19 protein-coding genes, 1 tRNA gene and 1 pseudogene are annotated in these 22,805 nt (G+C 70.7%); 6 read left to right on the top strand and 15 right to left on the bottom strand.

Going from position 1 to position 22,805, the window contains the following annotated elements:
• Positions 1-23 precede the first annotated feature (23 nt).
• Genes ACLBXX_RS17180 through ACLBXX_RS17170 form a run of 3 tightly spaced genes read right to left on the bottom strand, consistent with a single transcriptional unit; the run spans position 24 to position 3,653 of the window.
• Entirely contained in the window at positions 24-689 is a 666-nt protein-coding gene (locus ACLBXX_RS17180) for a DNA alkylation repair protein (RefSeq protein ID WP_447659029.1), read from the bottom strand.
• Positions 682-1,272, bottom strand: a complete 591-nt coding sequence (locus ACLBXX_RS17175) for an isochorismatase family protein (RefSeq protein WP_387147250.1) — start codon at positions 1,270-1,272, stop codon at positions 682-684. Before ACLBXX_RS17175 ends, ACLBXX_RS17180 begins: the two co-directional genes overlap by 8 nt.
• On the bottom strand, positions 1,269-3,653 hold the full coding sequence (locus ACLBXX_RS17170; protein ID WP_447659028.1) for an MMPL family transporter: 2,385 nt from the start codon (positions 3,651-3,653) through the stop codon (positions 1,269-1,271). The genes ACLBXX_RS17175 and ACLBXX_RS17170 overlap by 4 nt, the downstream gene beginning before the upstream one ends.
• Positions 3,654-3,745: 92 nt before the next feature.
• Between ACLBXX_RS17170 and ACLBXX_RS17165 the strand changes: the two genes are divergently transcribed.
• The gene (locus ACLBXX_RS17165; protein ID WP_447659027.1) at positions 3,746-4,702 is read left to right on the top strand and encodes an EamA family transporter; all 957 of its coding nucleotides are present in this window, start codon (positions 3,746-3,748) and stop codon (positions 4,700-4,702) included.
• A gap of 26 nt (positions 4,703-4,728) precedes the next feature.
• On the opposite strand, the gene ACLBXX_RS17160 is transcribed toward ACLBXX_RS17165, so the two are convergent.
• From ACLBXX_RS17160 to ACLBXX_RS17125, 8 genes are all read right to left on the bottom strand, one after another.
• Positions 4,729-5,124 carry a hypothetical protein gene (locus tag ACLBXX_RS17160; RefSeq protein ID WP_310292444.1) on the bottom strand — a complete coding sequence of 132 codons (396 nt, stop codon included), beginning with the start codon at positions 5,122-5,124 and terminating at the stop codon, positions 4,729-4,731.
• Positions 5,125-5,235: 111 nt separating this feature from the next.
• Positions 5,236-5,412, bottom strand: coding sequence for a twin-arginine translocase TatA/TatE family subunit (gene tatA, locus ACLBXX_RS17155; RefSeq protein WP_387147260.1), 177 nt, complete (start codon positions 5,410-5,412; stop codon positions 5,236-5,238).
• A gap of 16 nt (positions 5,413-5,428) precedes the next feature.
• Positions 5,429-8,173: an exo-rhamnogalacturonan lyase family protein gene (locus ACLBXX_RS17150; RefSeq protein WP_447659026.1), complete on the bottom strand. Its 2,745-nt coding sequence runs from the start codon at positions 8,171-8,173 to the stop codon at positions 5,429-5,431.
• 185 nt (positions 8,174-8,358) lie between these two features.
• Entirely contained in the window at positions 8,359-8,913 is a 555-nt protein-coding gene (locus ACLBXX_RS17145) for a hypothetical protein (RefSeq protein WP_447659025.1), read from the bottom strand.
• Positions 8,914-9,098: 185 nt separating this feature from the next.
• Entirely contained in the window at positions 9,099-10,001 is a 903-nt protein-coding gene (locus ACLBXX_RS17140) for a carbohydrate ABC transporter permease (protein ID WP_447659024.1), read from the bottom strand.
• Entirely contained in the window at positions 9,998-10,960 is a 963-nt protein-coding gene (locus ACLBXX_RS17135; RefSeq protein WP_387147273.1) for a carbohydrate ABC transporter permease, read from the bottom strand. The genes ACLBXX_RS17140 and ACLBXX_RS17135 overlap by 4 nt, the downstream gene beginning before the upstream one ends.
• Before the next feature lie 61 nt (positions 10,961-11,021).
• Complete coding sequence (locus tag ACLBXX_RS17130) at positions 11,022-12,344, bottom strand: ABC transporter substrate-binding protein (protein ID WP_447659023.1); 1,323 nt, start codon at positions 12,342-12,344, stop codon at positions 11,022-11,024.
• A 113-nt stretch (positions 12,345-12,457) separates the two neighbouring features.
• Entirely contained in the window at positions 12,458-13,525 is a 1,068-nt protein-coding gene (locus tag ACLBXX_RS17125; protein ID WP_447659022.1) for a substrate-binding domain-containing protein, read from the bottom strand.
• 110 nt (positions 13,526-13,635) lie between these two features.
• On the opposite strand from ACLBXX_RS17125, the gene ACLBXX_RS17120 reads away from it, so the two are divergent.
• A complete protein-coding gene (locus ACLBXX_RS17120) occupies positions 13,636-15,609 on the top strand; it encodes a DUF2264 domain-containing protein (protein ID WP_447659037.1) in 1,974 nt (657 codons plus the stop codon).
• Positions 15,610-15,641: 32 nt separating this feature from the next.
• Entirely contained in the window at positions 15,642-16,616 is a 975-nt protein-coding gene (locus tag ACLBXX_RS17115; RefSeq protein ID WP_447659021.1) for a hydroxyacid dehydrogenase, read from the top strand.
• Between the two features lie 39 nt (positions 16,617-16,655).
• Here the strand turns inward: ACLBXX_RS17115 and ACLBXX_RS17110 are convergent.
• Both ACLBXX_RS17110 and ACLBXX_RS17105 read right to left on the bottom strand, forming a co-directional pair.
• A pseudogene (locus tag ACLBXX_RS17110) lies at positions 16,656-16,865 on the bottom strand (formate dehydrogenase accessory sulfurtransferase FdhD); the annotation flags it as partial.
• Positions 16,866-16,931: 66 nt separating this feature from the next.
• Positions 16,932-17,007: transfer RNA gene (locus ACLBXX_RS17105), tRNA-Thr, on the bottom strand.
• A gap of 258 nt (positions 17,008-17,265) precedes the next feature.
• Here ACLBXX_RS17105 and ACLBXX_RS17100 point away from each other — a divergent pair.
• The 3 genes from ACLBXX_RS17100 to ACLBXX_RS17090 all read left to right on the top strand — a co-directional run bounded on the left by ACLBXX_RS17100 (position 17,266) and on the right by ACLBXX_RS17090 (position 19,945).
• Positions 17,266-18,168, top strand: coding sequence for a MetQ/NlpA family ABC transporter substrate-binding protein (locus tag ACLBXX_RS17100; RefSeq protein WP_447659020.1), 903 nt, complete (start codon positions 17,266-17,268; stop codon positions 18,166-18,168).
• A gap of 87 nt (positions 18,169-18,255) precedes the next feature.
• Positions 18,256-19,293: a methionine ABC transporter ATP-binding protein gene (locus tag ACLBXX_RS17095; protein ID WP_447659019.1), complete on the top strand. Its 1,038-nt coding sequence runs from the start codon at positions 18,256-18,258 to the stop codon at positions 19,291-19,293.
• The gene (locus tag ACLBXX_RS17090) at positions 19,286-19,945 is read left to right on the top strand and encodes a methionine ABC transporter permease (RefSeq protein WP_447659018.1); all 660 of its coding nucleotides are present in this window, start codon (positions 19,286-19,288) and stop codon (positions 19,943-19,945) included. The genes ACLBXX_RS17095 and ACLBXX_RS17090 overlap by 8 nt, the downstream gene beginning before the upstream one ends.
• 75 nt (positions 19,946-20,020) lie before the next feature.
• Here the strand turns inward: ACLBXX_RS17090 and ACLBXX_RS17085 are convergent, their stop codons facing one another.
• A complete protein-coding gene (locus tag ACLBXX_RS17085; protein ID WP_447659017.1) occupies positions 20,021-21,580 on the bottom strand; it encodes an alpha/beta hydrolase in 1,560 nt (519 codons plus the stop codon).
• Positions 21,577-22,761, bottom strand: coding sequence for a DNA polymerase III subunit delta' (locus ACLBXX_RS17080; RefSeq protein ID WP_447659016.1), 1,185 nt, complete (start codon positions 22,759-22,761; stop codon positions 21,577-21,579). The genes ACLBXX_RS17085 and ACLBXX_RS17080 overlap by 4 nt, the downstream gene beginning before the upstream one ends.
• Positions 22,762-22,805 lie beyond the last annotated feature (44 nt).

Raw genomic sequence — 22,805 nt, 5'->3', positions numbered from 1 at the left:
CCGAGAGTAGCGGGTCGCCCGCCTCAGATGAGCGCGGTGCGGGCGGTGCGTCGCGCGTGCGCGCTGAGGTCGTCGCCCCGACGCGCCAGGAACTCCTCCAGGCGACCGCGGTCGACCCGCCCGATCTCGCGGAGGGCGACGCCCACGTTGGTCTGCACCAGGTGCTCGGGGTCGTCCGCCAAAATCTCGCAGAGCGCGAGCGGGTCGTCGAGGTCCCGGGCGCGGATGATCGAGAAGGCGGCGGTGATCGCCGTGCGCCGATGCCAGCGGTCGTCGGAGCGCGCGAGCTCGAACAGCACGTCGCGCCGGCGGTCCAGCAGGTACAGGCCCACCACCCTCGGCGCGGACCGGTCGATGTAGTCCCACGTGTCGATGCGATCGAGGCGCCGCATCCACAGCTCGTACAGCGCCGCGCGGTCGACCCCCTTGGTCCGCGCCTGGAAGTCGAGGATCGACACCGCGACCATCCGCATCTCGTATGCGTCGGAGTCGAGCAGCCGGTCGACCTCGGTGAGCGGCATCCGCGAGTTCGCCTTCGCGATGTCGAACACCGTGCCCATGCGGACGCCGATCACCTCGGTGCGCGCGTCGGTCATGCGCCGTTCGATCTTGGCGCGTTCGTCGACGGATGCTGCGCCCTCGAGCGCCGCACGGACGCCCTCGGCGGTCGGCGCCCCGGGCTCAGTCACCGCCCTCGAGCCCTGACGGCCGCAGTTCGGCGCCGGCGTGCGCGAGCTCGGCGAGCGCCGCCTCGCTGGATTCGGCCGCGACGCCGGCGATGAGGTCGGTGAGGACGCGGACGTGCCGGCCGTGCTCGATGGCGTCGAGCGCCGAGGCGCGCACGCAGTAGTCGGTCGCGATGCCGGTGATGTCGACGTCGACCACGCCGTGCTCCTCGAGGAGGTGCGCGACGGTCACGCCGTCGTCGGTCGTGCCCTCGAACAGCGAGTACGCGGGCTTGCCCTGGCCCTTCTTGACGTGGTGGGTCACCGACGACGTGTCGAAACCGGGATCGTACTCGGCACCCTCGGTCCCGCTCACGCAGTGCACCGGCCACGTGTCGACGAAGTCGGGCTCCGGGTGGAAGTGCCCGCCGTTGTCGCCCTCGGCGTGGTGCCAATCGCGGGAGGCGACGATCACGGCGTACTCCTCGGCGTGGGTGACGAGGAACTCCGAGATGCGCTGCGCGACGGCGTCGCCGCCCTCGACGCCCAGGGCACCGCCCTCGGTGAAGTCGTTCTGGACGTCGACGATGAACAGCGCCTTGCTCATGGTTCGAGCGTAGGCCTGTACTCCTCACGGGTGAGCGGGTGCCCGTCACCCGCCACGAGCTCGGGGTCCGTCTCGGCGGGCAGCGCTTCGACAGGCTCAGCGACCGGAATCCGGGGCCCAGCGACCGGAATCCGCGGCTCACCGCCCGGTGCCTGGGGTTCAGGGATCGTGCCGAGCCCTGAGCCTGCCGAAGGGCCGACGTCCCGCCGCCAGAGCTTCGAGGGCCACCAGATCGCCTTGCCGATGTCGTACGAGAGCGCCGGCACCAGGAGCGACCGCACGATGAACGTGTCGAGCAGCACGCCGAACGCGACGATGAACGCGATCTGCGCGAGGAACAGGATCGGGATCACGCCGAGCGCCGCGAAGGTCGCTGCGAGCACGAGTCCCGCCGAGGTGATCACCCCGCCGGTGGCGACGAGGCCGCGGAGGATGCCGGGTCTCGTGCCGTGGACCAGCGACTCCTCCCGCACCCGCGACATCAGGAAGATGTTGTAGTCGACCCCGAGCGCCACGAGGAACACGAAGCCGTACAGCGGCACGGCGGGATCCGCCCCAGGGAAGCCGAGCACCTCGTTGAAGACCAGCGCGCTGACGCCGAGCGCCGTGGCGAACGAGAGGATCACGGTGCCGATGAGCAGCACGGGTGCAAGGATCGAGCGCAGCAGCAGCATCAGGATGACGAGGATCACCGCGAGGATCACCGGGATGATCACCGTGCGGTCGCGCGTGGACGTGTCGTTGGTGTCGATGTCGGTGGCCGTCTCGCCGCCGACGACCGCGGTGCCGGCGCCGAGCGTCTCGTCGAGGGCGGCGCGGAGATCACGGACGGTGTCCTCCGCCGCGACGGAGTCGGCAGCATCCGTCAGCGTCCCGATCACCAGCACGTCGCCCTCGGAGACCGTCGGCGCGGGCGCGGGCGTGCCGGGAGGACCGACAGCGGTGAACACCGGCTCACCGTCCTCGACCGTGACCTGTGCCTGCCCCGTCGGGGAGTCGTCGGAGGCGACCGACACCGACTCGATCCCGTCCGACGCCTCGAGCACGCCGACCGCGTCGGCGAGGTCCTCCTCGGGCACGATCACGTACACCGGCGAGCCGGAGCCCGCCGGGAAGTGCTCGGCGAGCACGTCCTGGCCGTCCCGCGCCTCGGAGGAGCCGAGCACGAGATCGCTCGTGGGCACGCCGTCGGCCTTGAGCTGAGTGATGCCGACGGCGCCCGCGAGCAGCACGATCGTGCATGCGATCCACACCACGCGCGCGTGACGGGCGACGAAGCGCGCCTGGCGCGGCCACAGGCCCTTGACCGGCTGCGTGAGGTCGTCGGGGATCATCGCGATCGGCTTCTTCGGGATGAACGGCCAGAACGCCGATCGCCCGCACAGCGCCAGCAGCGCCGGCAGGAACGTCAGCGCCGACAGCATCGAGAACGCGATCCCGATGGACGCGATCGGGCCGAGCGCGCGGTTGGTCGCGAGGTCCGAGAGCAGCAGGCACAGCAGGCCGGCGATCACCGTGCCGCCCGAAGCGAGGATCGGCTCGAAGGCTCCGCGCCACGCCGAGAGCGTGGCATCCCATTTCGACATGCCGGTCGCGATGGATTCGCGGAACCGGGCGACGTACAGGAGGGCGTAGTCGGTCGCCGCGCCGATCACGAGGATGAACAGGATGCCCTGCACCTGCCCGTTGAGCACGACGATCCCGGCGTAGGCGAGCCACCACACCGTCAGCAGGGCCACACACAGCGCGAACACCGACGTCAGGAGCACCAGCACGGGCAGCAGCGGCGAGCGATAGACGATCACGAGGATCAGGAACACCGCGATCAGCGCGACGCCGAGCAGGAGCCCGTCGATCCCCAGGAAGCCCTCGACGAGATCGGCGGTGAAGCCGGCAGGACCGGTGACCCAGCCCTCGAGTCCGGCCGGCAGATCCTCGGCCACGAGCGAGCGGATCTCCTCGACCGTCGGTCCGACCTCGCCCGAGGCGTCGATGGGCACGAAGATCTGCACCGCCTCGCCGTCCTCCGACGGGATCGGCGGCGACACGTCCTCCTGCACTCCCTCGATCTCGGCGATGTCGTCGGCGAGCGTCTGCACGTCCGCGATGTCGTCATCGGAGAGCTCACCGTCGCCCGTGACCACGACCACCGCGGGGATGCTCTCGCCGCCGAGGAACCCGGCGAGCCTCTCGTTCACCTGCGTCGCGTCCGCGCTCTCGGGGAGGAACGACGAGCGGTCGTTGCTCGACACCTCGTCGACCTTGCCGAAGAAGGGGCCGCCGATGGATCCCACGGCCAGCCAGACGAGGACGAGGAGGGCGGGGATCCCGATCCGCAGCCAGCCCGAGGGGCGACGGTTCGCGTGGTGAGGCGAGGTCATATCGCTAGCTTATCTAGCGAATTGGATCTTCTCCGACCACTTGACATCCGGATCGCAGACCCCCACGCGCCGCGCTCGTATGCTGGGTCGGGATGATCTCCGCCGCCATCGCCCTCGTGGGCGCCATCGTGTACGGCTCCGCGGACTTCCTGGGAGGCCTCGCCGCCCGGCGCCTGCGCTCGATCGTCGTGACGGCGGTCGCCGCGCTCTCCGGGCTCGCTGCCCTGCTCGTCGCCCAGCCTCTCTTCGGCGGCGTGTGGTCGGCGCCCGACGTCGCATGGGGCGTGCTGGGCGGCATCTTCAGCGTGGTCGCGATCGCACTGCTGTACGCGTGCCTCGCGATCGGGCCGATGAGCATCCTGTCGCCGCTGACCGCGGTGGTGTCGGCCGTCGCCCCGATGCTGTGGGGGCTGCTCGTGAACGGCGACGCCCTCGCACCCATCGGATACGTCGGGCTCGGCGTTGCGCTCGTCGCCGTCGTGCTCGTGGGCTTCATCCCCGGCGAGAAGATCGTCCGGCCGAGCGCCCGCGGGCTGGCGATGGCGGTCGGCGCGGGCCTCGCGATCGGCGCGTTCCTCATCGTGCTCGACCAGACCTCGGACGACAGCGGACTCGTGCCGCTCGTGACGAGCCGCGCGACGAGCGCCGTCGTGACCGGTGCCATCGTCGGCGGCCTGGCCCTCGCCGCTCTGCGCCGCGGCGAGCGCGCGCGCTCGGTCCTCCCCGTCGCCGGGCTCCCCCTCGGCGCGACGCCCAGCGGACATGCCGACCTCGAGCACGCGACGACAGGTGTCGGGCGCATCGTGGCTTCAGCGCGTCAGGCGTGGTGGCTGGCGATCGCGTGCGGAATCGCGGATGCTGCGGCCAACGCCCTCGCCCTGTTCGCGCTGCGCACGGGCGACCTGGCCGTGGTGTCGGCGCTCACCGCGCTCTACCCCGCCGGCACCATCCTGCTCGCCGCGATCGTGCTGCGGGAGCGGGTCGCCGCGGTGCAGTGGATCGGGCTCGGCCTCGCGCTGGCCGCCGGAGGCATGCTCGCCATCGCGTGAGCCCGGCCGCAGGCGGGATCGGCGGATCAGCCCCGCACGAACAGCATGACGAGCGACGTCACCAGCGCCACCACGCCGAGCGCCAGCATCCCGATCGCGAGTCGGGTGACCGCACGCACCGCAGGGGAACCGTGGGTCAGCCGCATGCGGTTCAGCGATCCGCGCCGCACGAAGATGTCGGCCATGTCGGCGTCGCCGATGTGGTGATCCTGCTCGTGGGTGAGGTGCGCCTCGCCGACGCCGCCGTCCTCGTCGAACCAGCGCACGAGCCGGCCGTTGGGGCCGGTCTCGACGACCGCGCGCACCGGCAGCCACGTGCCGTCGAGGAGGTACATGATCAGCGCGATGCCCGCGAGGAGTGCGCCGACGCCGAACCCGATCCACGAGAAGATCTCGGCGAGGGCGTCGATCGCCTGAGACACCGCATCACCGTCCTTCGGATACGGAAAACGGCCGCTGTGCGCGGCCGTCTCCGGTTCTGAGCCCAGCCTAACGGATCACCCCGCCGGCTTCGGCACCACGTCTCACCGCCACTACGAGTCCCTGCCGCCCTCCTCCGAGCGAGCGCTCTCGCTCCGCGTCTCGGTCTTGAGGATCCTCACCGACTGCCCGACACCCTTCGCGAGAGCGGGAAGGCGCGCCGCGCCGAACAGCAGCAGGATCACGACGAGAAGGAGGATGAGGTGCCAGCCGCCGATGTTCGCGAGCATCACGTCGTCCTCCCCGTCAGATCTGGTCGCCGACGAGGGCGAGGCACTGGATGGCGGCGAGCCCGTACTGCGCGCTCGCGTTGGTGCCGAACGGGGCGTCGTCGACCGGATTGAGCACGGCCGGCCCATCGATCCGGGTCGAGGTGAAGGCGAGACCCTCGGCGTAACCGGCGTGGCCCGTGCGGAACTCCTTCCACGCGCGCTTCGCGAGCGTGGTGTCGCCGAGCTGATGCGCCGCATACGCCGTCGCCCGCGAGTACGCCTGACGGAGGTTCTGGCTCCCCCACGAGACGCCGGTCACCGCTGCCTGCTCGGCCGATGTGCCGTTGTAGAGGCGGCAGTAGTTGACCCACTGCTCGGTCACCTGGGGATCGTCGATGAGATCGATGAGCTCGGTCATGAGCTCGATGAGCCCGAACACCGAGTCGAGCGAGCCGACCGACACCGTCTTCTCGGTCTCCTCTCCGAACGTGCCGTCGGCCAGGTTGTAGCGCGGCGTGCCACCTTGCGCCCATCCGTTCGGCAGCGCGGCGATCGTCTTGGCCCCGTTCACGAGCTTCGCCTGGGCGATCGGATCGCCGTTGCGCTCCCATTCGGCGAGCCACGCCAGCGCGAGCGCGCCCCAGTCCGTCGTGGTCGACACGCTGAGGGCGTCGGGCTGCGGGTCGTACGCATCCGTGCGGATCTTGCGGGAGGGGTCGAGCACGAGGAACGTCTTGTCGGCGTCGACGAGGTCGCGCATGAGGTCGCCCACACGCTCGTCGGCGGTGAGGAAGTAATAGAACCGACGGTAGCCCGCGTTGCTGATGCGCTGCTGCTTCGCACTGTCACCCCAGTGCATGATGCCGTGACGGGTGCCCAGGTCGGCCCACTTGCCCAGGTGGTACACGTCGACCTCGCCGGTGTGCCGCGTCATCGCCTCGGCGAAGCGGAATGCGGCGGCATCGCCCGTGCGCAGGTAGTGGTACCACAGCCACATGTCGGTGCTGAGCTCGGAGTTGTCCCACGCGTAGCCGCCCACGTCGTACCGCCACACGTGCCGGTCGCGGTCGAAGTCGTGCATGACGTCGCCGTAGTCCCAGAACCCGTACCAGGAGCGCTGGTCCACCTGCTGCACGTACCAGGAGTGCATGAAGGCGAGCTTGTCCTCGATCGTGGTCTTGGCGAAGTTGGAGCGGTCGACCGGCGCCCAGGACCCGAACACGCCCGCCGAGTGATTGTGCTGCGGACTGCTCACCAGGAGCGGAGGCGTGGCCGCAGCATCCGCCATCGCACTGAAGTCGGCGGCGGACGGAGTCGCACCGAGCGCCCAGAAGCTCAGCTCCGTCGTACGCGCGACGCCGTACGGGGTGCCGAAGCCGGGCTCGTAGTCCTCGTAGGTGATCTCGAGCGCGTCGAGCTGCTTCTCGTAGGTGTCCTGGCCCAGGCCGTCGTGGTAGAACCGCAGGTCCATCGCCTCGGCGCGCGGCGACCACATCCACACCGTCGCCGTCGCCTTGTCGGTCGAGGCGCCGGTGATCTCGAGCTCGGTCGGGTGCAGCTGCCAGAAGTTGCGCATGCCGAAGGCGAGTCCGCCGCCCGGCGTGCCGACGTACGCGAGACCGCGCGAGCGCGTCCCGCCGTCGGCGCGGATCCACGAGTGGCCGGCGGACGTGCGCTTGCGGATCTCGAACCCGTGGGCCGTGAGCTGGCTGAGGCTGTAGTCGCCGAACGCGGGGATCCACTGCAGCCGCGAGGTGACGCGCTGGTCCCACGTGGCGGGGTCGGGCGTCCACGCGCCGGCGATCTGCGCGTCGCGGGCGGCCGCCCCCGGGTCGCGACGCTGGCCGGTGATCCCGCGGACGGCCTCGCCGAGCACGCCCTGCCCCGCACCCGCGAAGCGGACGTGGCGGTCGTGCAGCTGCGCGGCGAGCGGGACCGTGAAGCGGATGCCGAGCCCGTTGATGAAGTCCTTGTTCTCGTCGCCGTCGAAGACGAAGGTGTGCACGACGCGGATGCCGTCGGAGCCGGCGTACAGGTAGAAGCGCAGGTCGAACGGCAGCCACGAGCGCTTGCCCTTCTTGTGCGTGCCCTTCACGCGGATGACGGCGCGGACCGGGCCCGACTGCTCGACGACGACCTCGCCCACGTCGCCCTGGAACCACTCGTTGTCGATCTTGTCGCCGGCGTCGGTGTCGGGCACGTTCTGGCGCCCGGCGACGAGGCGGCCTTCCTCTGCGATGACGGTGTTCCCTCGCCGGATGACCGAGACGATGCTCTTACCGTTGCGGGGGAACTCGACCGTGACGACGCCGGTGTCGACGACGACCTTGCCGGGGTTCTCGGTGACGGTGACGGGTGCCGCCGGCGCGGCGGCGGTGCCGGGCTGCAGCGAGTACGCCGTCGACCGTTCGGCGGAGGCGGCAACAGCGTGGGCGGTCCATTTGACCGATCCGTCGGGCCACCAGCCGGTCGGCCACGTCTGGACGGGGACGCTCGTCCCGCTCTCGGCGACGAGCGTGAAGGACTGGTCGGGCGCCAGCGCGCCCTTCGGCCACGGCACACCCCACGTGGTGCCCGCGGTCAGCTGGGACGGCACCCCACCCTCGAGCCAGCGCAGCGGCACCGGACCGTGGCCGGTGAGCCGGGCCGGCACGATCCGCCCGAAGGCGTCGCGCGCGGCCGGGGCGGCGTTCGCGGCGCTCGTCGACGCGAAGGTGAACGCGGTGGCGACGCCGGCGGCAAGAGACGTCTGCAGCAGTCCGCGACGGCTGATGTCCATGTGTGTGACCCCTCATCGAATCCTTCGGAGCCGCCTCGGCTCCGACCGCACCGACATTACGGACGGCACCGAGCGGGGCACGGACAAGTGGACAAAACCGGTCATGACGCGGGCTTCGTGTGATCTGCGCGGGCGCGACGAAGCCCCGGGCGTTTCGACGCGCCCGGGGCTTCGCGCAGGATCGCTCAGCCCGCGCGCGAGACCACCGCGCGAGCGGCGAGCACGAGCATCCCGGGGACGAGCACCACCAGCGGGGCGAACATCCACACGACGAGCCCGCTCAGGCCCAGGGCGAGCAGAAGGAGGAACGAGCCGGGGACGTCGCGCACGGACTCCTCCGCCGCGCTGCGGATCAGCGTGCTCCAGGAGGCGGTCGGCCGCCAGCGCGCGATCGCGCGGAGCAGCACGACGCCGATGCCGAGACCGATCAGTCCCGATGCCCAGCGGTAGGCCGCGCCGCCGGGCATCTCGAGGATCACCGGGCTGGTGAGCGTCGCGGCGATCGCCCAGAACGCGGCGGCTGCGAGCACGCCCCACTGCCAGCCGCGTCTCAGCGCTCGCAGGAAGTCCCGGCCGAGTTCGAGCAGCGAGTCCGACTCCCCCTCGATGTGTCGCCGGAAGTGGGCAGCACCTGCGGCGAACGCGGGCAGCGCCGTCACGGCGGGGATGGCGAGAACCGCCACCGCGAGGCTGACCACGATCGTCTCGGAGAACAGTCCGAGCCCGCGGCTCGACAGCACGCGGGCGATCCGCTGGGCGCCGCGCGGCGGCCGTCCGGCCGCCCCGGCGCCCCCCCCCGCGGGGGGGCCCGGGGGCGGGGGGGGGGCGGTCCGGCGGGCCGCGGCGCGGCGCCCGCCCGCCCCCCCGGCCCCCCCCCGGGGCGGCGGCGCCGTGGCGCGGGGTCGTGTCGGTGGCGGTCATCGCCTCAGCCCTTCAGTCCCTGGGTGGCGACCCCGTCCACGAGGTAGCGCTGGAAGATGAGGAAGAAGAGGAACACCGGGATGAGCGCCAGCACCGCCATCGCCATCTGCCCGCCGTAGTCGGCCGACGAGCTCTGGTCGACGAACAGGCGCAGCGCGATCGGCAGCGTGTACAGGTCGGGGTCCTTGAGATACAGCAGCGGGCCGAAGAAGTCGTTCCAGGTCCAGATGAACGTGAAGATCGCGCTCGTGACCAGCGCCGGCTTGAGCAGCGGCAGCATGATCGATCCGAAGGTGCGGTAGTGGCCCGCGCCGTCGATGCGCGCGGCCTCGTCGAGCTCGCGCGGGAGGCCCCGCATGAACTGCACCATGAGGAAGACGAAGAACGCCTCGGTCGCGAGGAACTTGCCGAGAAGGAGCGGGGTGAAGGTGTTCACCATGCCGAGCGCGTTGAACATGATGTACTGCGGGATGATCACGACGTGGAACGGCAGCAGCAGCGTCGCGATCATGATGCCGAAGTACACCGAGCGGCCGGGGAAGTCGATCCGGGCGAACGCGTAGGCGGCGAGCGCCGACGAGATCACCACGCCGATCACCGACAGCACGGCGAGGATCGTCGAGTTCTGGAAGAACGTCCAGAACGACACTCCCCCGATGCCGCTCAGCGCGGTCTCGTAGTTCTCGAACGTCACCTCGCGCGGCAGGAGCTGGGCGTTGCCCACGATCTGCGACGACGGCTTGAAGGTCGACAGCAGCATCCAGGCCACGGGGTAGAGGATCATCACGAGGAGCGCGAGCACCACGACGTGGAACACGATCTCCTTGCCCGTCCAGCGGCGCCGCGTGCGGGCACGCCGCGGCGTCCTGCCCTCGTCGGCGGTCACGAGCAGCTGCGTTGCGCTCATCGTCCTTCGTCTCCTGCGTAGTGGACCCAGAACTTCGAGCTGCGGAAGAAGATCACCGTGATGAAGGCGATCACGAGCACGAGGACCCAGGCCATGGCCGAGGCGTACCCCATCTGGAAGTCGCGGAAGCCGCGGAAGTAGAGGTACAGCGTGTAGAAGAGGGTCGACCGCGCGGGGCCGCCGGTGCCGCCCGAGATGATGAACGCGGAGGCGAACACCTGGAACGCGTTGATGGTCTCGAGCAGCAGGTTGAAGAAGATCACCGGCGAGAGCATCGGGATCGTGATGGCGCGGAACTTGCGGATCGGGCCCGCGCCGTCGACGGATGCCGCTTCGTAGAGCTCGTGCGGCACCTGCTTGAGTCCGGCGAGGAAGATGACCATCGGGGCGCCGAACTGCCAGACCGCGAGGAGGATCAGCATCGGCATGGTCTTGTCGGGGTCGCCCACCCAGCCGCCGGCCGGGAAGCCGAAGAGCTGCTGGATGCTGTCGACCGGTCCGTCATCGATGAACATGGCCTTCCACACCACGGCGATCGAGACCGACGCGCCCACGAGCGACGGCAGGTAGAAGGCGGAGCGGTAGAAGCCGCTCCCGCGGAACGCCGCGTTGAGGATGAGCGCCACACCGAGTGCGGCCGCGAGCTTGAGCGGCGTGCCGACCAGCACGTAGACGGCGGTGACCTTCCACGCCTGGAGGTAGTCCGGGTCGCTCCACAGCCGGACGTAGTTGTCGAATCCGATCCACTCGGGCGGGCTGAACAGGTTGTAGTCGGTGAAGGAGAGGTAGAGGGAGGCGACCATCGGCCCTGCGGTGAGCAGCAGGAAGCCCAGCAGCCAGGGAGCGAGGAAGACGTATCCGGCGCGGATGTCCTCCCAGCGGCGCCGGCGGCGGCGCGGCGCCGGCGGCGGCGTCCGCACCTCCGGCGGCACGGGGGGTGCGAGTGTATCGGCGGTCATAACGGTTGCTCTCCCGGAAGTCGCGGGCGGCGTGCAGCGGTGCACGCCGCCCGCGGGGTGGTCACTTCAGTGCGTTCTCGGCCTCGGCGAACCAGCGGTCGGCCGCCTCTTCGGGCGTGGCCGCACCGTAGGCGACGTCCTGGCTGATCGCCACGAAGGTCTGCTCGAGGGTTCCTAGGCCCTTCACGGCCGGCGGTGCCTGGCCGTCCAGCTGGTCGGCGACGGACTCCTGATAGGCGAGGATCTTCTCGTCGAGCTCGTTCGCCTCGATGCCCTCGGCGGCGCTCAACGATGCGGGCACGCCACGCGACATGCCGAAGATCGCGCCCACCTCGGGGTCGTTCACGAGGAAGTCGATGAACTTCGCCGCCTGTGCGGGGTGTTCGCTGTTGGCGCCGATCGAGAGCATCAGACCGGGCTTGAGGAACATGCCCGTGTTGTCCTCGTCGTCGTAGGGCGGGATCGCGAGCGACAGCTCGGGCTTCGCGGGTCCCTCGCTGAAGCGGGCGAGGAAGTTCGCCCAGCTGACGTCGCTGGCGATCTCGCCGGCGCCGAGGGCGTCCACACCCTCGAGCTGCGCCTGACGCTCGGCCGGCATGACCCCACCCGATTCCTGCAGCGTCGCGCTGCGCGACCACCAGTCGGCGAGGTCGCCCTTCTCGAAGCCGAGCTCGTCGCCGTCGATGAGCGACAGACCCTGCTGGCCGAGCCAGATCTGGAACAGCCAGAAGTACTGCGTGTAGTCGAGCGAGCCGTAGACGGCCGGGCTGTTCGCCGCGCCGGCCTTCGAGACCTCCGTGAGGAAGTCGTCGTACTCGTCCCACGTCAGCGGGCCGTCGGGCACTTCGACTCCCAGCTGCTCGAGCAGCGGACCGTTGTAGAGCGTCGCGAGCGTGCTGCTGGATGATGCGAGACCGACGATCTTGTCGTCGACGGCGCCCGCCTGCACGAGCGACGGATCGATGCCGTCGGTGTCGATGGCGTCACCGAGGTAGTCGTCCAGCGGCAGCACATGCCCGAAGCCGCCGTACTCGGCGAGGTAGGCGAGGTCCATCTGGAACACGTCGGGGAGGGTCCGGCTGGCGGCCTCGGTGTTGCGCGAGGTCCAGTAGTCGCCGAAGCTCGCGTAGCTCGTCTGGATCGTGATGTTCGGGTTCTGCTCCTCGAACAGATCGATCGCCGCCTCGTACCGCTCGGCGCGGCTGGCGTCGCCCCACCACGCGAAGTTCAGCGTGACCTCTTCGTCGGGATCCGCGCTCGCAGCGGGTTCGGCGCCGCCGCCAGCGCAGCCGGTCAGGAGTGTCAGGGCCCCCACTGCGAGGACGGCCCCCGCGGTGAGTGCGCCTCGCCGTGCCGTGGCACTGGTGAATGCTCGGGATGTCATCGGAGCCTCCTTGCTCGTTGCCTCTCGTCGCTCGCCCGGCGATCGCACCGGGGGCCGTGCAGAGACAATGTAGGTCGGGGCTCGACCGGTCGTGAGCAAGCGGACAAAAGCGATCACGAAGCCGCCCCGCACGACTCGCGCACCGTCAGTCGCGGCAGCATCGTGATGTGCCGCGCGGCGCTGTCAGGCGCCGCGATGCGCTCGGTGAGGATGCGCATCGCCTCCTGCCCGAGGTCGCGTCCGGGCGGTGTCACACTCGTGAGCGGCACCATGGCGAGCCCCGCGGTGTCGTCGTCGAACGCGACGACCGCGAGATCATCGGGAACTCGGATGCCGCGGTCCATGGCGAGCTCGACGAGCCGCGCGGCGTGCACATCGGTGTGCACGAGCGCGGCGTCGGTGCCGGTGTCGCGGCAGGCGTCGAGGAACGCGATGAGAGCGTCGTCCAGCGGATCGCTCTCGCCGTCACCGCCCTTCGGGAGCGCGACGGACGGCGCCTCAGCGAGGCCCAGCCGGGCCACGGCGGCGCGGTGGCCGTCACGGATGAGCGGCGCCGTCGGCGTGCGGTCGAACAGCGCGAGGCCGACCGAGCGGTGCCCGAGCAGGGACAGATGCTCGACCGCGAGTTCGGCGCCGCGCTCGTGATCGGTGCGGGCGCTGTCATGGACCGCCAGCGCCGTGGATTCCAGTCTCCGCTCGAGGAACACGACCGGCACCGGGATGGTGCGCACCCACTCGGACAGCTCCGCCTCGGTGCGGCTGCGCATGGTCGGAGCGAACACGATGCCCGCCACACCGATCTCGATCAACCGCTCGACCTGCCGCTGCTCGAGGTCTTCGCGGTACTGCGAGGTCGCGAGCACGACACGAGTGCGCACGCCGTGGGACGCGGCATCCATCCCCCGCACGATCTGCGGGTAGTGGCTGACCGATCCGGGCACGACGACGCCGACGTTCGTGCGCGCCGCCTGCGGGACGGCGGGGGCGCCGACGGCGATCGCGCCGCCGTGGACGCGGGCGAGCTTGCCCGCCTTCTCGAGCTCTACGATGTCGCGGCGCACCGTCACCTGCGAGACACCGAGCTGCGTCGCGACGTCCGCGGCGCTGACGCTGCCGTGGAGCTCGACCTGGCGCAGCAGGTGCTCGTGACGTGTCCTCGGCAGTGAGTTCTGTCCAGTCATGGGTGCGAAGTCCGTTCGTCGCAGTCTGATCCGGTTTGACCGATCGATGATCGGAATTGTCCGGAAGGGCCGATGGCTACAGGATCGTAATGCACGATCGACGCGTGACGATGACGTACGGGGAAGCCGAAGTGGCGAAGACGACAGCACGGGGCCGCTGGCAGGATCTCGCGGACCGGCTGCTGCAGGCGACGGCGCCGTACGCGTCTCCGAGCGGTTCGCTCGTCGTGCTTCCAGGCCCGGCGAGCGCCTCGGGACGCTGGAGCGACGGGCTCGAGGGCTTCGCCCGCACCGGCCTGCTCGCAGCCTTCCGCGTGGCCGGCGCCGGCGGCGACGACCCGGCCGGGCTGCTGGAGCGGTTCGCCCGCGGCTTCGCCGCGGGAACCGACCCGTCGCACGCCGAGCGCTGGCCCACGATCGGCGAGCGCCGACAGGCTGTGCCGGAGGCGGCATCCCTGGCGATCCTCCTGTCGGAGACCCGGCCGTGGCTCTGGGACCGTCTCGACCCCGCGGTGCAGGAGCGCACGGTCGCCTGGCTCGCCGGCGTGGTGGGCACGAGCGGCTACACCAACAACTGGACGTGGTTCCAGACGGTGATCGAGGGCTTCCTGCAGTCCGTGGACGGCCCCTGGAGTCAGGACGACCTCGACCGCAACACCGAGATCCAGGAGAGCCTGTACCTCGGCGACGGCTGGTACTCCGACGGCGCAGGCCCCGACGGGTCGCGCCAGAACTTCGACCACTACGCGGGCTGGGCGTGGCACGTCTACCCCCTGCTGCACGCGCGGATCCTCGGCACCGACCTCGAGCAGGTGCATCGCGACCGCCTCCGGGAGTTCCTCGGTCAGGCGCGCGACCTCGTCGGCTCCGACGGCGCCCCGCTCTTGCAGGGCCGCTCACTCACCTACCGCTTCGCGACGCTCGCACCGTTCTGGGCGGGCGCGCTCGCGGGCGAGACCCCGCTGGCACCGGGCGGCACGCGGGTGCTCGCCGACAGCGTGCTCGACCACTTCCTCGACGCCGGGGCCGTCGACGAGCGCGGCCTGCTGTCGATCGGCTGGCACCGCGAGTACCGCGCGATCCGGCAGGCGTACACCGGCTCGTCGTCGACGTACTGGGCGAGCAAAGGCCTGATGGGCCTGCTGCTGCCCGAGGACCACCCCGAATGGTCGGTGCAGCCGGACGATGTCCAGGCCGAGCCCATCCGCACGCGGCTCCTGGTCGCACCGGGCTGGCTCGTGGTGCGCTCCGAGGCCGACGGCATCGTGCGCGTTCTGAACCACGGTTCGGACGGCTTCCGCGGCCCCGCAGGCGGTGTGCGCGCCGACAACCCCTTCTACCACCGGGTCGGCTATTCGACGACCTCCTCCCCCGACCTCTCGGCCGGCGGGATCGCCAAGCCCTTCGAGTCCCATGTCGCGCTGCTGGACGGTACTGGTGCCCCGTCCCACCGCGACCGCATCGAGCGGGTGCGCCTGGACGACCGCGTCGCGGTGTCGCGGTCGCGGGTGCACTGGCTCGACACCCCCGAAGCGGGGAGCACGACCGACGTCGCGGGATGGGCGGCGCTGCGGCGCGGCCCGCGGGTGACCGTGGCGTCGGTCGTGCACGGGGTGCACGAACTCCGGCTCGCGTGGTGGGATGCAGCGCCGCGCGTCGCGCAGCCGTCGGCCGCCGACGACCTCGACGCGGTGTGGCCCGAAGAGGGCGGACCGTGGCGCTTCCGCATCGGCGGATGGGCGCTGCCCATCGAGCCCGGCCGGTGGCGGGCGACCGCACCGACCACCGCGACCCGCGACGACGGCGTGACGACCGCCGTCGTCGGCGTGCGCGGCCTGCCGATCCCCGGGATCGCCCACCGGTCCGGCGGGGACCCGTTCCTCTCCGGGTCGGCGACACCGTGGGCCGCGGGGGCGACCCCTGCCGGCGAGGGCGACGTCGTGGCCGCGCTGGTCGCGATCGGTGCGCAGGAGACGCTCGATCTCGACGCGGTGCCCGCCGTCGAGGTCGAGGCCGGAGGCATCGTCGTGCGCTGGCGCGACGGCGTCGTCGACGTCGTTCCGACCGGCGAGGGCCGCGCGTGAGCGCCCTCGCGCGCCCCAAGGCGCTCTTAGCGATGGAGTCCCCGCAACTCGCGTCGGATCTGTTCGGTGCCGCGGCACGCGCCGACCTCGAGCGGTTCGTCCGCCTCGACGAGGTCGTGCTGACCCCCGACCTGCCGAGCGTGCCGCCGTCGACGGCCGACACCGAGATCCTCATCACCGGGTGGGGCGCGCCCTCGCTCGACGAGCGGACGCTGGCGCACTGGCCGCGCCTGCGCGCCGTCGTGCACGCCGCCGGGTCGGTCAAGCGCCTCGTGACCCCCGCCGTCTGGGAACGAGGCATCCGTGTCTCCAGCGCCGCCGGCGCGAACGCGGTCCCGGTCGCGGAGTACACCCTCGCGACGATCCTGCTGAGCGCCGGAGACGTGCTCCGCTCGGCGCGCGACTTCACGCGGACGCAGGACATGATCGCGGCCCGCCCGCGAGGCGGGGTGGGTGCCTTCGGCATCACGGTGGGCGTGGTGGGCGCATCCCGCATCGGGCGGCGCGTGATCGAGCTCCTGCAGCCCTTCGACATCCGGTGCGTCGTCTTCGATCCCTCGCTCGACGCCGCGAGTGCATCCGCACTCGGCGCGGAGCTCGTGAGCCTTCCCGAGCTGCTCACGCGCTCGCAGGTGGTCACCATCCACGCGCCGGCGCTCCCGGAGACCTTCCGCATGATCGGCCGCGACCAACTCGCGCTCATGGCCGACGGCGCGACACTGATCAACACCGCGCGAGGGTCGCTCGTCGACACCGATGCCCTCGTCGCCGAGCTCGCGACCGATCGGCTGCGGGCGGTGCTCGACGTCACGGACCCCGAGCCGCTGCCGCCGGGGCATCCACTGTTCTCACTGCCGGGCGCCACCCTGACGCCTCACATCGCGGGCTCGATCGGCAACGAGCTGCGTCGGCTCGGCCGTCATGTCGTCGCGGAGGTCGAGCGCTTCGTGCGCTCGGGCGACCTCGCCGACGAGGTGACCTCGCCGGATCTCGCGCGCATCGCGTGATGCGCCCGCAGGCTGCGACACGGTGGCCGGGGCCGGGCGTCACATGCGGATGCGCCCCGGCCGCGAGTACACGTTCAACGAGGTGCCCCGTGAGAACCCCACGAGCGTGAGTCCGGACGCCGCGGCCAGCTCGACGGCCAGTGACGACGGCGCCGAGACCGCGGACAGCGCAGGGATGCCGGCCATGATCGCCTTCTGGACGAGCTCGAAGCTGGCGCGACCCGACACCTGCAGCACGGTTCCGCTCAGCGAAGCCCACCGCGTACAACACGATCGCGACGGGTGCGAGAAGGGATTCCCGCCGACGGAGATGGGTGGAGCCACCTAAGGGAATCGAACCCTTGACCTAATCATTACGAGTGATTCGCTCTGCCGACTGAGCTAAGGTGGCGGGCCTCGCTTGCGCGACGCACAAGCAACGATCTTACAGGGTCCGGAGGGTGCTCGCGAACCACGGCGGTCGAGGCATCCGTTCCGGACCCGATCCCACTTTTCGACGGACTCGGTGTCGACGTGTTACGCCCCGGTTCGAGATGGCGCATCACCCCCACGTAGGTTCGAACCCGGTCCGCGACGAAGCGTGCGCGGTCCGTGGATCGTGCGCGCGGTCACAAGCCCGAGACGGGCCTCGATCCACAGGAGCACTCACATGTCCACGTCCAAGAAGCTCGCCGCAGCAGCAGCACTCGCGCTTCCCCTCGCCCTCCTCCTCGCCGGCTGCGCCGGGACCGGAACGGATGCCGCCGCCGGCGCCTCCGACGAGAACGAGGTCGTCCGCATCGGCGTCGTCGACTCCGGCGACCCGTACTGGGAGACCTACAAGGAGGCCGCGGCGGACGAGGGCATCGAGGTGGAGCTCGTCAACTTCAGCGAGTACACCCAGCCGAACCCCGCCCTCTCGGCGGGCGAGCTGGACCTGAACCAGTTCCAGCACATCATCTACCTCGCGACCTACAACGTGCAGAGCGACGACGACCTCCAGCCGATCGGCGCCACGGCGATCTACCCGCTCGGCCTGTACTCGTCGCAGTACGAGTCGACCGACGACATCCCCGAAGGGGCCACGGTCGCCGTTCCCAACGACGAGTCGAACCAGGCGCGCGGCCTCCTCGTGCTGCAGTCGGCCGGCCTCATCGAGCTGAAGGATGGCGGCTCGGTGTTCTCGACCGTCGCCGACGTGCTGCCCGAGTCGAAGGTCAAGGTCGAGGCGCTCGACGCCGCGTTCACCGCGACCTCGCTGCCCGATGTCGCCGCGTCGATCGTCAACAACGACTTCCTCGCGGACGCGAACCTCACCCCCGAGGACGCCATCGCCACGGACGACCCGACCGACCCGAGCGCGTTCCCGTACATCAACATCTTCGCGGCGAAGGCCGAGGACGCCGACAACCCGACGTACCTCAAGCTCGTGGAGATCTACCAGAACACGAAGGCCGTCCTGGACGGCGTCGTCGAGGCGTCGGGCGGCACCGCCGTCCTCGTGAAGACCCCGGTGGACGAGCTCCTGACGTCGCTCACCGACGTCGAGGACGACATCCGCGCCAACTCGTAAGACACCGCCGACTGCGGCACTGCCTGTGCGGCCCGTTCGCGCCTCGCGCGCACGGGCCGCACACGCGCGTTCCGCCGAGGAGCACCCATGACCCTGATCCGCCTGACCGGCGTGACCAAGACCTTCCCCCCGCCCGCCAAGGACGCCCCTCCGGTGGCCGCGGTCGACGACGTGTCGCTCGACGTCGCCGCCGGCGAGGTGTGCGGCATCATCGGCTACTCCGGTGCCGGCAAGAGCACCGTGCTGCGCCTGGTGAACGCCCTCGAGACGCCGACCACCGGCACCGTCGAGATCGACGGCCGCGACATCACCCACCTGCGCGAGCGCGAACTGCGCGAGCTGCGCGGCGACATCGGCATGATCTTCCAGCAGTTCAACCTCTTCGATTCCCGCACGGTCGCGAAGAACATCGCGTACCCGCTCGAGGTCGCGCGCCGCCCGCGCGCCGAGATCGCGGCGCGCGTCGACGAGCTCCTGCGCTTCGTCGGCCTGGCCGACAAGGCGAAGAGCTACCCCGAGCAGCTGTCGGGCGGCCAGAAGCAGCGCGTCGGGATCGCTCGAGCGCTCGCGACGAGCCCGCGCATCCTCCTCGCCGACGAGGCGACGAGCGCCCTCGACCCCGACACGACGCAGGAGGTGCTCGCGCTCCTCAAACGCATCAACGAGGAGCTCGGCGTGACCATCCTCGTGATCACCCACGAGATGGAAGTGATCCGCACCCTCGCCGACCGCGTCGTCGTGATGGAGAACGGCCGCATCATCGAGAGCGGCGCCGTCTTCGACGTGCTCTCCACGCCGCAGCACGCGGCCACGCGCCGTTTCGTCGCGAGCATCATCGAAGACGTCCCTGTCGGCGACCAGCTGCGCACCCTGCGCGAGCGCCACCCCGGGCGGATCGTCACGTTCACCATCCGCGACGGCGACGTCACGCAGGCCGATGTCTTCGCCGCGCTCTCGTCGCACGGCGTGCGATTCGAGCTCGTGCACGGCGGCATCAACGACATCGGCGGCCGCGTCTTCGGGCATCTCACGCTGGCATTGACCGGAGAGACGGATGCCGTGCAGCAGGCCATCGACGCGGCCGCGGCGTTCGCGCCGCTGATCGAGGAGGACGCCCGTGGATAGGCTCGTCGACCTGCTCCCCCAGCTGTGGGAGGCCACCGCCGAGACGCTGTACGTGGTGTCGCTGAGCCTGGTGCTCGGCGGTATCGCCGGGCTCTTCGTCGGACTCGCGCTGTATGCCACCAGGGCCGGGAGCCTGTTCCCCAACCGGTTCCTGTTCGGCACCATCAACGTCATCGTGAACTTCTTCCGGCCGATCCCGTTCGTGATCCTGCTGGCGGCGGTGCAGCCGATCGCGCGCAGCCTGGGCATCCCGGGCATCGGACCCGAGTTCGGCATCTTCGCGATCACCATCGCGTCGCTCTTCGCGATCAGCCGCATCGTCGAGCAGAATCTGCTGACGGTCCGGCCGGGCGTGATCGAGGCGGCCCGCGCCACGGGTGCGAGCCGTTCGCGGATCCTCCTGCGCCTGCTCCCCCGCGAGGCGCTCGGCCCGCTCATCCTCGGCTACACCTTCATCGTCGTCGCGCTCGTCGACATGACAGCGATCGCCGGTGCCGTCGCGGCGGGAGGACTCGGAGAGTTCGCGATCGTGTACGGCTTCAAGCAGTTCAACCCGGCGGTGACGTGGGCCGCGGTGCTCGTGATCATCGTGATCGTGCAGTTGGTGCAGTTCCTCGGCAACGCCCTGGCCCGCCGCGTGCTGCGCCGCTGACGACCAGGACCTCGGAAACAGAAAACGGATGGCGCGACCCTGAGGTCGCGGCATCCGCTTCTGTCGTTCGTCAGTTCACTCGCAGCGCAGGCCGTCCTGCGGGGGCGTCCCCTCGAGCAGGTACGTCTCGATCGCCGAGTCGACGCACGAGTTGCCCTTGTTGTACCCGGTGTGGCCCTCGCCGACGCGCGTCACCAGCACGCCCGACGAGAGCTGGTCGGCCAGCGACACCGACCACTCGTACGGGGTCGCCGGGTCGTTCGTGGTGCCCACCACGACGATCGGCGCGGCGCCGTCGGCGGTGATGCGCTCGCGCACGCCGGTGGGCGGGTACGGCCACACCTCGCAGGGGTCGGGTCCGAACCAGTAGGGCGCGATCGTGGGGGCTTTCTCGGCGAGGGCGGCCTCGGCCGCCGCCAGGTCCTCGTCGGTGGCACCCGTGGGGTAGTCCATGCAGTTGTAGGCGCGGAACGCCTCGGTCTGGTTGCCGGTGTACGTGCCGCCCTGGCGGTCGTAGTAGAAGTCCGCCAGCTGGAACGCGATGTCGGCGTTGCCCTGCAGCACGTCGGTGAGGGCCATCGTGAGGTAGCCCCAGCTGTCCTGCGAGTACAGTGCGGCGACGATCGCGGTCATCAGCGAATCGGAGCCGAGCAGGCGGCCGTCGGCGTTGGGGATCGGGTCGCGGTCGACGCTGGCGAGCAGGGTTCCCAGATCGGCCATCGCCTCGTCGACGGTGCCGCGGAACGGGCAATCCTTGTCGGTCAGGCAGTCCGCCATGTACGCGCGCAGGGCCGACTCGAACCCGATGCCCTGGGTCACGTTGACGTCGAGGTTCGACACCGACGGGTCGACGGCGCCGTCGAGCACGAGCCGTCCGACCTTCTCAGGGAACAGCTTCGCGTACGTCGCGCCGAGGAATGTGCCGTACGAGTAGCCGAGGTAGTTCAGCTCCGCGTCGCCGAGCACCGCGCGGAGCAGGTCCATGTCGCGGGCGGAGTTCTCGGTCGTGATGTAAGGGAGGACGCCGTCGCTGTTCTCGTCGCACGCCTCGCCGAAGCTCTTGTGCCGTGCGAGGAGCTCTTCGGCCCAGGCATCCGTCCCGCGCGCGCCCTCGGGGATGTCGAACAGGTACGCGTCCATGTCGGCCGCGTCGTAGCAGGTCACCGCGGTCGACTCGCCGACACCGCGCGGATCGAAGCCGACGACGTCGAACTGCCGGCGCACCGGCTCGCTCACCGCGAACGACACCGAGTCGCGGATCAGTTGGACACCGCTCGCACCGGGCCCGCCGGGATTGGTCAGCAGGGACCCGATGGGGTCGTCGGTGCCTTCGGCACGGCTGCGGATGACCGACAGCTCGATGTCGCCCTTCGTCGGGTCGGACCAGTCCAGTGGCGCGGTCACCGTCGTGCAGTCGAACGTCTCGTTGCAGCTGGACCAGTCGAGCGTCTGCTCGTAGTACGGCAGCAGATTCTCGGCGACGCCGTCGGTGTCGGCCGCCTTGCTCGAGCTCGGACGTGGCGACGCGTCGGGGATGATCGCCGACAGGCAGCCGCTGAGGACGACGGATGCTGCGACCAGACCGACGACGACGGCAAGAGCGCGACGAAGTCGGCGGGGACGGGTCGGGTTCACGGGATCCTTCCGCTCGCGACGGTGACGAGCATGCTCTCGAGCGCCAGAGCGGGCGCGGCGTTCAGTTCGAGATTCTCGCGGGTGACGCCGATGCGGTCGACGACCGTGAGCGTGCGCTCCGGCGTCCACGCGGCGGCGAGGGCCCGCATGTCGGGCTCGAGCTCGCGGTTGATGAGGTCGGCGTCACGGCCGAACTGCAGCAGCAGCACGTCGCGGAACATCGACTCGAGGTCGGTGAGCACGCGGTCGATGCCGTCGCGCAGGCTGCGCGTGGCGCGACGCTTCTGCTCGTCCTCGAGCGCCGACAGCTGCGACCGCACGGCGGGCGGGACCGCGGCCCCTTCGGCGATGCCGAGGGTGCGCAGGAGCCCCGAGCGTTCCGCCTCGTCGCGCTCCGCCGTGAGCGCCTTGGCGTCATCGGTGGCGGCGGCGACGATCGCGCCGGCGACCTCGACCGCGTCGCCCACGCCACGCACCGCGAGCACGCCGCGCAGCGTGGCGTCGCGGCGTGCACGGGCCGCGGCATCCGTCGCGAGCCGCTGTGCCATGCCGATGTGGCGCTGCGCGTGCCGGGCGGACTGCTCGGCGATCGCGGGGTCGACGCCGCTGCGTCGCACGATGAGGTCGGCGACATCGGCCACGTCGGGCTCGCGCAGGCGCAGCGTGCGCACCCGGGAGCGGATCGTCGGCAGCAGGTCGGCGTCGCTGGGTGCGCACAGCACCCAGACGGTGCGCTCGGGCGGCTCTTCGAGAGCCTTCAGCAGCACGTTCGACGTGCGCTCCGCCATGCGATCGGCGTCCTCCATGACGATGACGCGGTACCGCCCCAGCGAGGGCGCGAAGTACGACCGCTCGACGAGGGCGCGCGCGTCCTTGATGGAGATGATGACGCCCTCGGTGCGCAGCGCCGTGAGGTCGGGGTGGGTGCCGGCGAGCACCTGGTGCATCGTGCGCTCATCACCGGGCTCGGCGATGAGGGCGGCCGCGAAGGCGTGGGCGAGCGTGGACCGGCCGGAGCCGGGAGGACCGGTGATGAGCCAGGCGTGGGTCATCGATGCGGGATCGGATGCTGCTTCCCGCAGCGCCGCGACGGCATCGGGCTGCCCCCACACGTCGCCCCAGGGGAACGCCTGGTCGTCCGTCGCGGGAGACGCCCCAGCGACAGCGGCGACCGGCTCCATGCCGACCAGCCTAACCATCCAGTCGGACACCGGCTGTGCGTACG

The sequence above is a fragment of the Microbacterium sp. C23T genome (genome assembly GCF_053345975.1).
This window is presented reverse-complemented; position numbering and strand designations above follow the sequence as displayed.